We start from the raw sequence: 16,529 nt of genomic DNA, 5'->3' as shown, positions 1-16,529 counted from the left end.
ATGATTATGATGAATGTAGACCTGCAACAATTGATACGGACATTGGCGGCGCAAACCCGCAGCGACCTGGAACGCTCGGCTGAACGTTGTATCGCCCGGGGCGGTCGCGAAGTGCTGGTGGAGGACCTGCTGCTGGCGCTGCTGGAGCACGCCGATGGCGTGTTGGCCAAGGCGCTGGCAGAGGCCAACGTAGCGCTGCACGAACTGCAGGCGACGCTGCAGCCAAAGACCGCGCAGTGTGCAACCCGCAACCCGGTGTTCGCCCAGGCTTTGGTGCAGTGGTTGCAACAGGCGTTGATGGTTGCGCACCTTGAACTGGGGCGACATGACGTTGACCAGGGCGCCCTGTTGCTCGCGCTGTTACGTCATCCCCTGGAGCACGCCGGCAGCGGCTATCAAGGTATTTTGAGCCGTTTGGACGCTGATCGCGTACGTGACTTCTTATTGAGCCAGGGCGCACAAGCCCAGGCAGTGGTGGCTGAATCATGGTTGCAGCGTTTTACCCAGGACCTGACGCGCCAGGCCCGTGAAGGCTTGATCGACCCTGTCATCTGCCGGGAGGGTGAAATCCGGCAATTGATCGACATCCTCGTGCGTCGACGCAAGAACAACCCGATCCTGGTCGGAGAAGCCGGCGTCGGGAAAACGGCGATTGTCGAAGGCTTCGCCCTGCAAGTGGTCGCATCGCAGGTACCGCCAGCCCTCCAGGATGTGCGCGTGCTGACCCTTGATATGGGGCTGCTGCAAGCGGGGGCTGGTATCAAGGGCGAATTCGAGCGCCGCCTCAAGGGCGTGATCGACGAAGTCAACGCCTCGCCCCAGGCCGTGATCCTGTTTATCGACGAGGCTCATATGCTGGTGGGGGCCGCGGGACCGGGTGGTGCATCGGATGCCGCCAACCTGCTCAAGCCTGCGTTGGCCCGCGGTCAACTGCGGACCATCGCCGCCACCACTTGGTCGGAGTACAAGCAATACATCGAAAAGGACCCCGCATTGGCGCGGCGTTTTCAACCGGTACGGGTAGGTGAGCCGAGTGTCGAGGCCGCGGTATCGATCCTGCGTGGACTGGTGCCGGTCTATGAGGCCAGCCATGGCGTATACGTGCGCGATGATGCGGTTGTCGCGGCAGCGCACATGAGCGCGCGGTATTTGGCCGGGCGCCAGCTACCGGATAAAGCGGTGGATGTGCTGGATACGGCGTGCGCAAGGGCTCGCACGTGCTTATCGGCGCGGCCCGAAGCCTTGCAATGCCTGGTCGCCGAGCTTGCCGAAGGGACGCGGCAACACCTGGCGCTGCGCAGGGATGCCGAGGTCGGGTTGCCGGTCGATGAGGTGGCCCTGCAAGCCTTGAGCCTGCGACTGGATGCCCTGGAGCAGGAGCGCCAGGCCCTGGAGCAGTGCTGGGTTGAACAGCGCGAGCAGCCGACGGCAAGCCCGACGGTGTGCCCGCGCCTGGTGGCCCAGGTCATCAGTGCGTGGACCGGGATTCCCGTCGAGCAAGTGGCCCTTGAACCCAGCGAAAAAGTCCTGGGGTTCGCCGATGCCTTGCGAGCACGCATTCTGGGACAGGAGCCGGTCGTGCAGGCGCTTGATCGCAGCCTGCGGGCCGTAGCTGCCGGCCTCAACGAACCCGATGCGCCGGTAGGTGTATTCCTGCTGGCCGGCCCCAGCGGTGTGGGCAAGACCGAAACCGCGCTGGCGCTGGCCGACCTGCTGTACGGAGGCCAGCGGTTCGTCACCCTCATCAATATGTCGGAGTATCAGGAAAAACACTCACTGTCTCGATTGATCGGTGCACCTCCGGGTTACGTGGGCTACGGCGAAGGGGGTGTCCTGACCGAAGCGGTGCGGCAACGCCCTTATTCGGTGGTGTTGCTCGACGAGGTCGAGAAGGCAGACCCGGAGGTGTTGAACCTGTTCTACCAAGTCTTCGACAAGGGCTTGGCCAATGATGGCGAAGGGCGGGAGATCGATTTCCGTAATACGTTGATCCTGATGACCTCCAATCTTGGCAGCGACTGCATCAGTGAGGCGTGCGCCGACGGCCTGCGCCCGGACATCGAGGTATTGCAAGCCGCGATCCTCCCCGCGCTGCGGGCACACTTCAAACCGGCGTTGCTGGCCCGGATGCGGGTGGTGCCCTATTACCCGGTGACGGGTGAGGTGCTCAATGACGTGGCACGCCTCAAGCTTGCGCGCCTTGGCCAGCGATTACAGCAACGCCAGTTGGCGTTTACCCACACGCCCGAGCTGGTGGCGCACATGGTCCGGCTCTGCACACACGGTGACAGCGGAGCGCGCGCGATCGATCAGTGGATCGAGTCGGACCTGCTGCCGCAGATCGCTGATCGGCTGCTGGCTGCAACGGTGGGCCATGCAGGTCTGTCACGGGTTCATGCACGGCTGGATAGCAGCGGTCGGCCAGTCTGCGAGTTCGGTCAATGATGAAAAACCTGTTTACCCCATTACCCCATCCCCTGACCTATGCCGAGACCTTGCTCGGCTGGTTCTGCCGACTGGGCCATGAACACGACGAAACCACGCTGGCGGACTTGTGCGTGACCGGCGCTGCGCAACTGAGCCAGTGTGAACTCAGCCAGCTGTACCTGTTCGATGAGCCGGCGGGCAGGCTTGAGCTGATCGCCCAGCATCTCCACGGGGCGCTGCCGCCGGGCGACCCAGCGTCGGGCCCTGGCTCCCAGCATGAACCTCTGTTGCACTACGTGCTGACCCAAGGGCAGCCCCTTACCCTGGATGACCTGAGCCAGTGCGTGCATGACACCGGGTTCCTGCCGGCAGTGGCGCAGCCTTGGCATTGCCTGTCTTGCATACCGCTGCTGGGGCGCAGCAAAACCATCATGGGGGTATTGCTGTGCGCCAGCCCGCGCCCAGCCCAATTGCAAGGTTATGTTGCCTCGCTGGCGCGCCTTGGCGGCTTCGCGCTGGCGCAATTGAGCCTGTTGCGACGGATGCAGCCCGCATCGGAGGTCACCCGGCTCAAATCGAGAGCGTCCGCCACTCGTGTGTACGGCTTGATCGGCAACAGTGTTGCGATGAACGAGACCTGCCGCTTGATCGGTAAGGTCCTGCACACGCCGTACACCGTGTTGCTGCGTGGCGAGACCGGTACCGGCAAGGAAGTGGTGGCGCGGGCCATCCACGCCGCCGGGCCGCGCAGCGCTAAAGCGTTCGTGGTGCAGAACTGCGCCGCGTTTCCGGAAGGCCTGTTGGAGAGCGAGCTGTTCGGCTACCGCAAGGGCGCATTTACCGGGGCCCAGCGCGACCACGTCGGGTTATTCGATGCAGCCCATGGCGGCACGCTGCTGTTGGATGAAATCGGTGACATGCCGCTCTCACTGCAGGCCAAGTTGCTGCGCGTTTTGCAGGAAGGAGAGGTGCGTCCGCTGGGGGCCAATGCTTCCCATAAGGTCGATGTCCGCATCATCGCGGCGACTCACCGTGACCTGCTTGCCATGGTGGCCCAGGGGACCTTCCGCGAAGACCTGTATTACCGGCTGGCGCAGTTTCCCATCGAGTTGCCGGCGCTGCGTGAGCGCGACGGCGACGCGCTGCAACTGGCGCGTCATTTCGCCGACGAGGCCTGTATGGCACTCGGTCGGCCAGCTGTTGGCTGGTCAAGCGCGGCCCTGGATCAACTGACGAGTCATGGCTTCCCCGGCAATGTCCGCGAACTCAAGTGCCTGGTGGAGCGCGCGGTGCTGCTGTGTGATGACGGTGTGATCCTGCCGCTGCACCTGGCGCTGTCGCCGCGAACGGAGGCCGCTGTAGAGACCACATTACGCCAGCGCCTGGAGAGGGTGGAGCGCATGGTCCTGATCGATTGCCTGCAGAAGAACCGTGGTAATCGAACACGCACCGCCCGTGAGCTGGGCGTCGCTCGCCGCACGCTGCTCTACCGGCTTGCCCGCTTGAATATTCCTGTTGGTGAAGCCAAGGGGGAGTGCTGAATGCCTTGTGTCTATGGGAGATACCCGATGCCTGATCGTCTGTGGCAAGCCATGTTGCTTGTGTTGTGTGTGCTGGGCGGCTGTAACGCCAATTATGTCTTCGATGATGCTGACTACCGTCCGTTGGGCGACCCGCAAGCGACCAGTCGCGGCCAGTGAATGGAGGACCCGAGCATGCAACTGGTATTTGAAGTGTATGACGGCGCTGGCACCGAGCCGCTGGCCGGCGCTCGCAAGACGTTTGCCGGTGTCGGCGGTGTGATCGGTCGCGGGGCCGGTTGCGACTGGGTGATCCCCGATGCCAGTCGACTGTTGTCCAGTCACCATGGGCTGGTGAGCTACCGTGAAGGTCGCTACTTTCTGACGGACATCAGCAGCAATGGCATTTGTGTGGCCGACAGTGGTGAACGCCTGAATAAAGGGCAGGCGCGACTGATCGCCGACGGTGATCTTTTTCAACTGGGGGCATTGGCGATACGCGCAAGGCTTATCGAGCCGCCGGCCCCGCCCGGCGCGCGGCGATTTACGGCACCGGGGCCGATTCCCGACGATGCTTTCCTGGCCCTGGACCCCATGCAGGCGCTGGATGATGAGGACCTCACCCATCCGTCATTGGACGGGCTGGACGCATTGAGTACTGTCGCCCAAGAACCGGGGCAGTGGATGACTCACAACGCGGCGGACCGAGACCATCTGGTCTTGCCTCGATGGGTGGAGCCCGACCTGGAGGTGCCGCCGAGCCCGCAGGTTGTCACTGCGCCAGCGGACAACGAGTCCTTTTGGACGCAGTTTGCGGCAGCGCTGGGGATCCGCCTCGACGACGTTGACAGGCCAGCGCGAGAGGCATTGGCGATCAAGGTCGCCGGCTTGCTCAAGCTGAGTATCGAGGGGTTGCAGCACAACCTGCGCACCTGCGACGAACTGAAAAGTGAATCGAACCTGGCGCCCGCCGCTCCCGTTGTGAACAGCCCAAACCCCCTCAGGCAGTGCGCGGATGCCGAGACGGCGTTGGCCGCATTGTTGGGCATCAGCGAATTTGGCCAACTGCCCGCCGACCTGGCGATCACTCAAGTGCACCGGGATATGCAGACGCATCAGATTGCATTGCTGGCGGCATGTCGTGCCGCGGCGCGCAGCGCGCGGGAAGCGTTCGCCCCCAGCTATCTGCTGCTGTGTTTCGAGCGCCAGGACAAATCGCCCCGGTTCAACACCGACGGTGCCCAATGGCGCGCCTATCAACGTCACTACCAGCGCCTGGTCGAGGCTGAACCGCTCACGGGACACCTGTTGGGCAAGGACTTCGCCAGAGCCTATGACGAGCAGGTCCGCCTGATCTCCACCCTTCATGTGGACTACCCGGGATGATGATCATGTATCGAGCCGCCGTTGCATCCATGCTGGTGGTATTCAGCCTGTTGACCGGGTGCAGCACCCTGTCGCCTTTTTCTACCGTGACCAAGCTGGACCTGAAGCTGGTCGCCAGCGATCAGGTCAACCCCGACCTGCACGGGCGTCCCTCGCCGATCGTGGTGCACTTGCTCGAGCTGCGCCATCCCGTGGCCTTCGAGAACGCCGATTTTTTCAGCCTTTACGGGCGTGCCGAGCAAGCCTTGCCCAAGGACTGGGTAAGCAGCGAGGAGCTGGAAATGCGCCCCGGCGAACGGCTGGAGCTCAAGCTCAAGGTTGAACCGCAGAGCCGTTATGTGGGGGTGCTGGCCGCCTATCGAGACCTGCCCCATGTGCAGTGGCGAATGGTGGTGTCGCTTAACCCGCAGAAACTGACCCGGGCCAGCCTGGTGCTTGACAAGGCTGGCATCCGGGTCGCCAACCCGATTTCTGGTGCGAGGCAGGATTGATATGCTCGTTCATAAAGTCATTTGGCAGGAAGGCATGTTGTTGCGGCCCCAGCACCTGCAACACAACGATCGTTACTACAACCAGCAACTCAACCGCACCCGCCTGCTGGGCTGCGACACCTGGGGTTTCATCACCCTTGAAATCGACCTGCAGTACCTGCGCCTGGGCAAGATCGTCGTCAACCAAGCCAGTGGTGTATTACCCGACGGCAGCCTCTTCGAGTTGAGTGCCGCCATGGAGCCGCTGGTCCTGCAGGTACCTGCCAACGCGGGCAGGCAAGGGATCTATCTTGCGTTGCCGTTGACGACCCACAACCAGATCGAGGCGCGCAAGCAGGACCAGGCCGATGTCTGGGCACGCTATATCACCTGGCCGATGGACGTTGGCGACTCCAATGCCGGTGTCGATTTACGTTGTCAGATTCACTGCGGCCGTCCGGACCTGCGCCTGCTGCTGGGGGAGCATCACAGTGACCAGGCGTGTGTGATGCTCAAGGTCGCCCAGGTTGTGGATTGCACGGATGAAGAGGGCGTGAGCCTGGACCCGGAGTTCAGCCCGACCTTCATGTATGTCCAGGGATCGGCTTATGTATCGTCGTGCCTCAAGGAGGTGATCAGCCTGCTGGCCTGCCGAGGCGACGCCATTGCAGAGCGTATCCAGGGCAACGGTGCCGCCGCCGGTTCGCAGATCGGCGACTTTCTGATGCTGCAACTGGTCAATCGTTGCGAGTGGGTCCTGCGTCACTATCTGGGCCAGGTTCAGGTTCGTCCGGAAACGGTGTTCCGCGAGTGCCTGTCGATGCTCGGTGAGTTATCGACGTTCGCCCATGACAGCAAGCGTGCCCCGTTGGACGTGCGGTATCGGCACAACGACCAGGGCGCCAGCTTTCGTGGGCTGATGGAGGGCATTCGCTCCATGCTGTCGATGGTGCTGGAGCAGCATGCCATGGAGCTCGCGCTGCAACAGCGTCAATACGGCGTGCTGGTATGCCCGGTGAGCGACCTCAAGCTGCTCGGCAGCGCGACCTTCATCCTGACGGCCAGCGCGCAGTGTGATTCGGATGAGCTTCGTCACCGTTTGCCGGCGCATCTGAAGATCGGCCCGGTGGAGCGTATACGCGAACTGGTCAACCTGCATCTGGCGGGCATCAAGGTCAAGCCGCTGCCGGTGGCGCCGCGCCAGTTGCCGTTCCATGCCGGCAAAACCTATTTCATGCTCGAACTCAGCGCCCGGGACATCACGCAACTGGAGCATTCGGGTGGGTTTGCCTTCCATGTCGGCGGCGAGTTTGCCGAGCTTGAACTCACCTTCTGGGCCATCAGGAACTGAACACTATGACCACGGACCGTGAATACCCACAGGACGAAAAAACTGTCCTGCTTGATCGTGAAGGACGGGGGCCGGCGCAGGGCGCGATCACCGATTTCCCCACGCCACCGCGCTTCGAGCAATTGGAAGACCGAATGATCTATGCGGCCCGCTTGCAGGGCGCGCAGACCTTCAATATGGGGCTTAACCCGCTGGTTGCGGTCGCTTGGGAATTACTGGCGGAGGTGGCCCGGCTCAGGGGCCATTGCGGCCGGGAAAGCTTGCAAACACTGAATGATCGGCTGTCGGAAGGGGTCACCCAATTCGAGACTCGTGCCTTACATGAGGGGAGCGAAAACGGCCAGGTCATGTCGGCGCGTTATGTGTTGTGCAGCGTGATCGACGAAGCGGTGGTGACCACCGCCTGGGGCAGTCGCAGCGACTGGTCGAAGGTCAGCCTGCTGAGCCGCTTCCATAACGAAACGTTCGGCGGCGAAAAGTTTTTCCAGCTGCTGGAGCGACTGTCCCGAGACCCGGTCAAGCACATTGCGCTGCTGGAATTGATGTACCTGTGCCTGGCGATGGGGTTTGAGGGTAAATATCGGGTCATGGAGCGTGGCGTGCTGCAACTTGAAGCGGTGCGCGATGCTTTGTATCGCCAGGTCAGGCATGTCCGGGGCACGCCGCTGCCTGTCTCTGTATTACCGCCACGGGTGGAGCCCGTACGCCATAAAGCCCCGCGCAAGCTGCCGACCCTTTGGGTTGGAATCCTTTGCCTGGGCTGCATGCTGGCGATCTATTCGGGGTTTGCCTGGGTATTGGGCAAAGAGCGCACACAGGTGCTGCAACCTTTTCAAATTTCGGCGCCGGATCTGACTCGGACGCCCCTGTAACGCTGGGAGCAATGAATGAACGCATTCTTCAAGGGCGCGGGCACCGTGCTGGCTACGATTTGGGTCTGGAGCTTGTTGCTGGTGCTTTCAGTCGCGCTGTTGGTATGGTTTTTCGGACCCTTGCTCGCGGTGGACGGGTATCGGTTCTGGGCCGCACCGACATCGCGCCTGTTGACCGTCTGCGTGGTGTTTCTGTTGTGGGGGCTGGCGATGGTCCTGGCCGGCGGGCGCCGCGCCGCGCGGCTGAAAAAGCCCGGACACCAGGCGCATCATGAGCAACAGGGGCGCATCGAGGACGAGCAGAAACAAGTGCGTGGCCGCTTCAGGGAGGCGCTGCATACCCTGAAAACCTCTGGCCGGTATGCTGAACGCAGCGAGCGTTGGCGTGATGAGCTGCCCTGGTACCTGTTGATCGGCGAGGCGGGCAGTGGCAAGACGCGCTTGCTGGCGGCCAGTGGGTTGCCGTTTCCGCTGGACCGTGTCGAGCCGAGTTCGACGGGCCAGACCCGCTACTGTGATTGGTACTTTGCCGACGACGCGGTGCTGGTCGATACCGCCGGACGCTACCTGACGCAACCGGACGGTGCCGTGGATGCCGCGGGCTGGTTGACCTTGCTCAGGCTGCTCAGGGCGCGACGCCAGGTCCGCCCGCTCAATGGTGTCGTGGTGACCTTGTCGATGGAAACGCTGGTTGGCAGCCACCCGCTGGATCTGGACCATCACGCCCGTCACATTCACACGCGCTTGCAGGAAATCCAGCAGACGTTGCATGTCGATGTGCCGATCTACCTGGTCCTGACCCAGGCCGATCGGTTGACGGGGTTTGCCGAATACTTCGACTCACCCCAGGCCGACGCCGCCGAAGGCGTACTGGGTGAACAGCTGATCACCGGCAAGGCCGGCACTGAAGTCACCCAGGTGCGCCAGGCGTTCGAGACGCTGCTGCAACGCCTGGGGGGTGAGTTGATTCAGCGCTTGCACGCGCAGCGCAGTGTTGAGCAGCGCGGGCTGACACTCGACTTTCCGCAACAGATGGCGCGAGTCGGCGAACGCCTGTGCGCATTTATCGAGCTGGCTTTTTCCGCGCATCGTTATCAACGTATCAACGGACTGCGCGGGTTCTATTTGACCTGCGCCGGTGAGCGCGGCTCGCACTTCATCCAGGGCTTGTTCAACCGGGTGATATTTGCCGAGGCCGGCCTCGCCGGTCTGCAGGGCCAGGAGCAGCAGCGCATACGTCGCCGGCAAATCGGCGTGGCCGTGGCCGCAACCCTGGTCATCGGTGCGGCGGGTTGGCTGTGGATGCACAGTTATTCGGTCAACCATCATCGCTTGCAGCAACTGGCCAACCTGGCGACGCCAGTTGCCTTGCCACTTGGTACGGACGCGACGCTGGCCGTGTTGCCGCTGCTGGATGCACGGCGGGCGGCGATCCAGGTTTTCCCCGCAGTGCAGGACGTGCCACTGGTGGAACGTGCAGGCTTGTATCAGGGAGAAGCGAGTCAGCCGGTGCTGGACAGCGCGTATGAGCAGGCCCTGCAACAGCAGTTATTGCCACGGGTGACCGAGTTGCTCGAAGAGCAGGTGCGTTCGAGCCTGGATGATCGCGAGCGGCTGTTGGACAACCTGCGTGCCTACCTGATGCTCACCTTGCGCGAGCGCCGTGATACGGCTTGGCTGGCGCAGCGAGTGGCTGGCCATTGGTCGGCACGTTATGCGGGCGATACGTCGACACAGCACCGCCTGAATGTGCACCTGGCGCAGTTGCTTGGGCAATCGTTCGTGGCACCGGTGGATGATCAACTGGTTGCCCTGGCGCGCCAGGCATTGCGCGGTGAGTCGTTGGCCGATGTGATCTACCGGGTGCTGCGCGAGCAGTCGCGTAACCTGGAACCCTTGCGCTTTGCCGAGGGCAAGGTATTTGCCGCCATCGATCATCCGATCCCCGGGTTCTACACAAAACGGTATTTGCAGTATTTCGAGACGCAGGGGCCGCGATTGGTGAATGCCATTGCCCAGGACAATTGGGTGCTGGGTGAAGGGACGGACTTGAGTGCCATGGATTTACGCCGGCTGATGCTTGAGCTCGAGCAGCGTTACTTCAGCGAGTACGCCGACGCCTGGAGTGAGGCATTGGGCCAGGTCAGCCTGCAGGCGACTGACGGCCTCAGGCAAGGTGCCGAGCAACTTGCCAGCTTGACGTCCGCCCAGTCGCCCCTGATCCAGCTGTTGCAGTTGGTCAGGGAAAATACCCGCTTGCTCCCTGTCAGCGAGCGACTGGATGAGGTGACGCGCCAGATCGGTGAGGTGGGCGCGGTGGCGCAGTTGGCAAGCGACGCGCTAATGGAGCAGTTGCCGCCGGATTCGGCCCGGCGTGCGTTGCAGCGCCGCTTCGAACCGTTGCACCAGATGCTGGACGAGCGGCAAAACCCCGGTGCCGAGTTAAGCCAGGCCCTGCGTCTGGCCGACGAGTTGCACCTGCAACTGACGGCCCTGAACCGTGAGAGTGCGCCGGAGCAGGCGGCCTTCCAAAAGGCTATACGGCGCATGGAGGGCCAGCAGGATGTGCTGGGCAATTTGCGTGACGCTGCTGCGCGTCTGCCACTGCCGCTGTCTGCCTGGTTCGAGGCCATTGCCGATGATGTCTGGCGCCACTGGTTGGACGAGGCCTATGTGTATGTGAACCAGCGCTATCAAAGCGAGGTATACGGTGTGTATGCCAAGGCCATTCGCCAGCGGTACCCGTTCAATGCCCACGGTACCAGCGATGTGGCGCTCAGTGATTTCACCGATTTTTTCAAGCCTCGAGGTGTGATGGCGCGGTTCTATGACAGTTACCTGCGCCCGTTTGTCAGCACCGAGGGCAGCCGCTACCGCTTGCGCGGCCTGGACGGGCGCAGCTTTCCGACATCACGTGCTTTCCTGGACCAACTGGCGAAGGCGCAAGTGATCCGGCGCGGTTTTTTTTCCGAGGAACAAGGAGGGTTGTCCGTGCGCTTTACCCTGGCCCCCTACAGCCTGGACCAGGCGGTCAGTCGCGCCATCCTGCGTATTGGCGATCAACAACTGGAATATCGCCACGGCCCCATCGTGCCCATGGCGTTTCATTGGCCCACCGAGGCCGACAACGGTCGCAGCAGCCTGGTCCTGGAGCGGGGCGCGCATCGACCCCTGGGGATCGAGAAAAACAGCGGAGATTGGTCATTGTTCCGCTTCTTCGATTTGATGCAGAGCGAGCCCGCCAATGGCCGGAACGCGCAGATACTCAAGTCTGACCTCTCGGGTTTGCGCGCCAATTACCTGTTGACCAGCCAGCGCATGCCCAACCCATTTCAAATCGCGGCCTGGCGCACGTTCCGCTTGCCGGAGCGACTGTGAGCCGCCATCGCATCCCTTGGCGCAGTGCGGGGCGTACGCAGCGCGGCAAGGTCAGGGCGCGTAACGAGGACGCGTTCCTCGATTGCCCTCAACGCGGCTGTTGGGCGGTGGCGGACGGCATGGGCGGGCACCGGGCCGGGGATGTGGCCAGCCAATGGGTGGCCAGCAGCCTGGCGTCCTTGTCGGGGCAGGGTAGCCTCGATCAGCGCGTGGAAGCCGTTCGCCGATGCCTGCAATCGCTCAATTGGCAACTGGGCCATGGGCTGAGACGCCCCGCAGGTGATCTCGATGGCACCATGGGCAGCACCGTCGTCACGCTACTGTTGGAGGGCGGTCGTGCTGCCTGTGTGTGGGCGGGAGATAGCCGTTGCTACCTGTGGCGCGGGCAGAACCTGTATCAACTGTCCCGCGACCACTCCCTGCTTCGACAATTGATGGATGAACAACAGTTGAGCCTGGAGCAGGCCCGAGCCCACCCGGATGCGCGGGCCTTGACGCGGGCCGTCGGCGCCCGTGAGCCCTTGAACCTGGAAGTGCTGGAGCTCAGCACTCGGCCAGGCGATGTGTTCCTGTTGTGCAGCGACGGTCTGTACCAGTCACTCAGTCATGGCGAGCTGGGACGTGCCTTGAGCATGGGCACGCCGCAACAGATGGTGGACCGGTTGTTCGCCGCCGTCATGCGCGGCACGGCGCGGGACGACCTGACTGCTGTGGTGGTGCAGTCATGAGCGCGACCGTGGCCCCACCCAGCCTGCTCGCCGGGCGTTATCAGCTGGAGCGGATACTCGGCAGCGGAGGCATGGGGGTGGTCTACCGCGCCCGTGACTTGCTGCACGAACAATTCGGCGAACCGTGTTCCAGTGTGGCCTTGAAGGTCCTCGGCGAAACCTTTGCCGAGTGCCCGGATGCCCATGTGCTGTTGTACAGCGAGTTTGCCCTGGCCCGCGGCCTGCGACATGAGCGGGTGGTGCGCATGTATGGATTCGACGTCGATATCAACCGGCATATCGCGTTCTTTACCATGGAGTTGATGCACGGCATGACCCTGGACCGGCTGCTGCTCGAATACCCCGGTGGCATGCCTTGGCGAGAACTGCAACCGATGGCGGTGCAGTTGCTCGACGCCGTGGCGTATACCCATCGCCTGGGTGTGCTGCACGGCGATCTGAAGCCGGGCAACGTCATGGTCAGCGAGGAGGGCCTGCGGTTGTTCGATTTCGGCCTGGGGCAGTCACTGCTCACGACCGGGTTGCCGGGCCTGAGCCGCGGCCATATCGGTGCCTGGACACCCGCTTATGCCGCGCCGGAGCTGCTGGCCGGCGATGCGCTGTCAATGGCCGCCGACCTGTACGGCGTGGCGTGCGTGCTTTACGAGATGGCGCAAGGACGGCGGCCGGGGGAGCGCTCATCCGCTGAGTCACTGCCGCGGCCACGGCAATGGCCTCGGCATTATTGGCCGGCGTTACGCACGGCGCTGGCCCTGGACCCCGAGCGTCGCACCATCAGCGTCGCTGAGTTGCGTGAGATGATGGGCTGCCCGTGGCGCCGTTGGTTTGTGTAGCGCGGTGTCAGCTGTTCACGTCGTGCAACCGGCAGTAGTCAGCCCAGCTCATGCCGGCCATCTGCGCCACTTCCTTGTGGACTTCGAGGCGTTGGGCTTCGAACGCCTGGGCTGACTCCGCTGTCAGCTTGAGTGTCAGCTCCCAGGCAAACAGCCCCTGGCGCTCGGCTTCAGCCTCGAAGGCTTCGTGCAGGTGCTCGGCGCGGTATTGCGCCAGGGTTTCGCCTTTGGCCTGGGCCGCCAGCGGGTTCAGGGTATCCAACTGCGTGACGATGTCGGGATGTTCTGCCAGGAATCGGTCCAGGGCGAGCTGGTGGTTATCGCCGGGTTGTGACAAGGCTGTGCTCCAGGTTGATAAAGGGGGCAGGGTCGAGGTGCAGTCGCGTCCAGTGTCCGGCGCCACGTTAACGGATGGCGGGTGCCGGCTGGCAGAACGGGCGGATCGTCGATCTGCGCGTCGAGGACCAAGGATGGGCCAACCCAGGAAGTTCGACAAGCATAACGCCCCGAAATGAATGCCGAAAAAAACCGGGTGGCGCTGCAAAAGCCTTTCGCTCCCGCTATCAGGACGTGTAGCGTTAGCCGGTGTTTTCGGCCCTGCCTCCCAGGGACGGTAAGCGACGGACAGAGGGATGGGTCATGGCGCAAACGCTGTTCAAACTGTTCTTTACCCAGCGTCTGGCCGCCCTGGCCAGTACCGAGTCATTGCGTGCGATCCGCGAGGGACTGTTGTGGATCCTGCCGTGCCTGCTGGTGTCGGCCGCCTTTCTGATCCTGTCCGAATGCGCTCGCGTGCTGGGGTTCGCCCCGTCGTTGGTGACCTTCCTGGCGGGGCTGCATAACCAGATCAGCTCGGTGATCCCGCTATTGGTGGCGGCCTCCATCGGTTACATGCTTGCCATTCAATACCGGCTGCCACAGTTGCCCGTCGCCTTCCTGTGCCTGGCCCACGTGGTGGTGGCGACCTTTATCCTGCGTGATTACCCGCGCACCTCGGCCACCTTCGTACTGTTTATCGCGATTGCTTCGCCGCTGCTCAATGTGCCCGCGATCGCCTGGCTGCATCGCTATCGCTGGACCCGCCTGGTCAACGAGGACCTGGTGGCCCACAACCTCAGGGGCACCATCAATATGGTGATGCCGGGCGCAATCACCTCACTGGCCTTGGTGGTGGTGCTGTCGATGCTGTTGCAGATTCCCTATGTGGCAGAGCTTCAGGGGCCGCAGGTGATCGATGCGCTGGAATCACCCTACGGCAGCGGTTTGTTCGTGACCCTGATGAATTCGCTGTTGTGGTTTTTCGGCATTCACGGTGTGTACGCGATGCAGCCGTTGTTCGATGTGCTGGACCAGGCGGTGGTGCTGAACCATGCCGCCTTGGCCGCCGGAGAGCCGATCAAGTACCTGCTCAACAGTGGCCTGCTGGGCAGTTTCGCCTTTATCGGCGGCTCGGGCGGGGCGCTGTGCCTGTTGGTGGCGATCCTGCTGTTTTCCCGGAGCCAGTCCATGCGCCTGTTGGCAATAGCCAGCTTGCCGTTGTCGTTGTTCAACGTCAGCGAAGTGCTGCTGTTTGGTTTGCCGATTATCCTCAACCCGCGCTTGTTCATTCCGTTCCTGCTGGTGCCGGCTTTCAATGCGATGGTGGCGCTGACCGTGGTGCAGCTCGGCTGGGTGTCGCCCGCCGTGGTCAGCGTGCCATTTACCGCGCCGGTGCTGTTCAATGCCTACCTCAGCACCCACGGCGATCTGGCCGCGGTAGTGCTGCAAGTCGCCCTGCTGGTGATCGGCACCCTGATCTACGCGCCCTATGTGCGCGCGATCCATCGTCAGCCCACCGAAGGCGGTACGGTGTACCTCAAGTCGTTGGACATGACCTTTCGCGGCCTCGAAGAAAAAGGCCGCCTGCTGGAGTTGGACCCGGTGCTCGCGTCCCACAAGCTGCTGGCGCGCCAGGCCAACGAACTGAGCCGCATCCAGCAGATCAGCGATTATGAGTTCTACCTCGAGTTCCAGCCCCAGGTCTCGACCCGCACCGGCCTGTGTACCGGCTGTGAAGCCTTGATGCGCGCCCGGGATGCCCAGGGTACCGTGCATTCGCCCTGGGAATTTCTGCAATGGCTGGCCCAGGCGCGACTGATGCCGGATGTGGATGTGTGGGTGGCGTCCCAGGCCGTGCGTGAGTACCAGAAGTGGCAGAAAATCGGTTTTGCCTTGCCGATGACGATCAATATTTCCAGCGCCACCCTGACGGATGCTGCCTATGGCGAACGCCTGGTGGAAATCCTGGCCCAGGCCCACGGGCAGGTGTCGGTGGAAATCACCGAAGACGCGTTGGTCAGTGATATCCAGGTCACGCGCCAGACCCTCCAGAAACTGCAAGCCATCGGCGCCAAGATCTATATCGATGACTTTGGCACCGGGTATTCCGCCTTGAGTTACCTGCACCAGTTTCCGGTGGACTTCATCAAGATCGACCGCAGTTTTGTGGTCGCCCAGCACGAGCCCAAGGGCGCCCAGGTGCTGACCGGCCTGTTGCGCTTTTGCGAGGCGTTGAACCTCGGAGTGGTGGTCGAAGGCGTGGAGACCGCCGAGCAGTTGGCCTTCCTGAACTCAGGCAATGAGCTGATTATCCAGGGCTGGTATTTCAGCAAGGCGCTGCCAGGCGATCAATTGCAAGGCTTTGTGCGCAATCGCGCCAGCCTGGCCGAGGCCTAGGCCGACTCGTAGCCACCACCGGTCCGGGCGATCTCTTCGAGCAACCCGTCTATGCCCGCCAGGCGTGCGCGGTTGTCGTGGTCCCAGGGGTGAAAGCCGGGTTTGAAGTAATGCAGCCACGGTCGCAGCATCCTTGGGAACACCCCCTTGGGACCGTAGAGAAACTTGAGCATGCGCCAGAACCCCTTTAAATGCCCTCCGGCCTTGCGGTCGGCAATCAGCAAGCGTACGTGAAAATCAAACACCACCAGCCAGAAGAGCAGGGTGGTGGTGAGCATGGTCCCGGTGCGCAACAGATAGCGCAGTGGCCCGGGCTTGACCACGCTGTTCCACACATCGAACGCCACGGCCTTGTGCTCGGTTTCTTCCAGGGCGTGCCAGTACCACATCTGCTGGTAGCCCTTGTGTGAGTCGCCAAAGCGCGACGGGTCGCTGAGCAGTATTTCCGCGAGCATCGCGGTGTAGTGCTCCAGGGCGATGGTTACCGCCAGGTTGAAAGACGGCGGCAGGTGTTTTTTCTGCAGGTCGAGGATGAATTTCAGACGTCGGTCCAGGGTGTGCGCCGGCAGCCCCGCCGCTTGCAGCAAATCGTTATAGGCCACGTGTTCGCGGCTGTGCATGGCTTCCTGGCCGATAAAACCCTGGATCTCTTTCTTCAACTGCGGGTCATGGATGTGCGCGCGGTAGTGGCGCACGCTGTCCATGAAAAACAGCTCCCCTTGGGGAAACAGCAGCGACAGGGCATTGAAGAAGTGCGTGATGAACGGGCCTTGCTCATGCCAGTTCTTGATGCGTTCAGCCGGTAAGGCAAAGCGGATATCGCGACGGATAGGCAGCATGGTGCGTCCT

At 62.5% G+C, this 16,529-nt stretch carries 13 protein-coding genes; 11 read left to right on the top strand and 2 right to left on the bottom strand.

The genetic code is table 11. The features are described 5' to 3' along the window. The first annotated feature begins 6 nt into the window (after positions 1-6). The 10 genes from QU606_RS21660 to QU606_RS21615 are packed head-to-tail and all read left to right on the top strand — an operon-like array spanning position 7 to position 12,965. Positions 7-2,445, top strand: a complete 2,439-nt coding sequence (locus QU606_RS21660; protein WP_304997499.1) for an AAA family ATPase — start codon at positions 7-9, stop codon at positions 2,443-2,445. Then, complete coding sequence (locus QU606_RS21655; RefSeq protein ID WP_193689461.1) at positions 2,442-3,968, top strand: sigma 54-interacting transcriptional regulator; 1,527 nt, start codon at positions 2,442-2,444, stop codon at positions 3,966-3,968. Before QU606_RS21660 ends, QU606_RS21655 begins: the two co-directional genes overlap by 4 nt. Positions 3,969-3,995: 27 nt before the next feature. Further along, positions 3,996-4,127, top strand: a complete 132-nt coding sequence (locus QU606_RS21650; RefSeq protein ID WP_024075948.1) for a hypothetical protein — start codon at positions 3,996-3,998, stop codon at positions 4,125-4,127. 15 nt (positions 4,128-4,142) lie between these two features. Then, on the top strand, positions 4,143-5,333 hold the full coding sequence (gene tagH, locus QU606_RS21645) for a type VI secretion system-associated FHA domain protein TagH (protein WP_304997498.1): 1,191 nt from the start codon (positions 4,143-4,145) through the stop codon (positions 5,331-5,333). A gap of 5 nt (positions 5,334-5,338) precedes the next feature. Further along, entirely contained in the window at positions 5,339-5,824 is a 486-nt protein-coding gene (tssJ, locus tag QU606_RS21640) for a type VI secretion system lipoprotein TssJ (RefSeq protein ID WP_069077420.1), read from the top strand. Between the two features lies 1 nt (position 5,825). Then, positions 5,826-7,154 (top strand): type VI secretion system baseplate subunit TssK, encoded by a 1,329-nt coding sequence (tssK, locus tag QU606_RS21635; protein ID WP_150054545.1) that lies wholly within the window; start codon positions 5,826-5,828, stop codon positions 7,152-7,154. 5 nt (positions 7,155-7,159) lie between these two features. Then, positions 7,160-8,026, top strand: coding sequence for a type IVB secretion system protein IcmH/DotU (gene icmH, locus QU606_RS21630; RefSeq protein WP_304997497.1), 867 nt, complete (start codon positions 7,160-7,162; stop codon positions 8,024-8,026). Between the two features lie 15 nt (positions 8,027-8,041). After that, positions 8,042-11,404 (top strand): type VI secretion system membrane subunit TssM, encoded by a 3,363-nt coding sequence (tssM, locus tag QU606_RS21625; RefSeq protein ID WP_168233433.1) that lies wholly within the window; start codon positions 8,042-8,044, stop codon positions 11,402-11,404. Further along, positions 11,401-12,132, top strand: a complete 732-nt coding sequence (locus tag QU606_RS21620; RefSeq protein WP_304997496.1) for a PP2C family serine/threonine-protein phosphatase — start codon at positions 11,401-11,403, stop codon at positions 12,130-12,132. The genes tssM and QU606_RS21620 overlap by 4 nt, the downstream gene beginning before the upstream one ends. Next, a complete protein-coding gene (locus QU606_RS21615; RefSeq protein WP_024075941.1) occupies positions 12,129-12,965 on the top strand; it encodes a serine/threonine-protein kinase in 837 nt (278 codons plus the stop codon). The genes QU606_RS21620 and QU606_RS21615 overlap by 4 nt, the downstream gene beginning before the upstream one ends. A 7-nt stretch (positions 12,966-12,972) precedes the next feature. Here the strand turns inward: QU606_RS21615 and QU606_RS21610 are convergent, their stop codons facing one another. Continuing rightward, a complete protein-coding gene (locus tag QU606_RS21610; protein ID WP_024075940.1) occupies positions 12,973-13,302 on the bottom strand; it encodes a DUF6388 family protein in 330 nt (109 codons plus the stop codon). Positions 13,303-13,604: 302 nt separating this feature from the next. Between QU606_RS21610 and QU606_RS21605 the strand changes: the two genes are divergently transcribed. Next, positions 13,605-15,680 (top strand): PTS sugar transporter subunit IIC/EAL domain-containing protein, encoded by a 2,076-nt coding sequence (locus QU606_RS21605; RefSeq protein WP_168233436.1) that lies wholly within the window; start codon positions 13,605-13,607, stop codon positions 15,678-15,680. On the opposite strand, the gene QU606_RS21600 is transcribed toward QU606_RS21605, so the two are convergent. After that, entirely contained in the window at positions 15,677-16,519 is an 843-nt protein-coding gene (locus QU606_RS21600; RefSeq protein ID WP_304997495.1) for a metal-dependent hydrolase, read from the bottom strand. The genes QU606_RS21605 and QU606_RS21600 overlap by 4 nt on opposite strands. Positions 16,520-16,529 lie beyond the last annotated feature (10 nt).

Origin of the sequence: Pseudomonas sp. OVF7 (assembly GCF_030644265.1) — a bacterium.
GTDB classification, from domain to species: Bacteria; Pseudomonadota; Gammaproteobacteria; order Pseudomonadales; family Pseudomonadaceae; genus Aquipseudomonas; species Aquipseudomonas gorinensis.
This window is presented reverse-complemented; position numbering and strand designations above follow the sequence as displayed.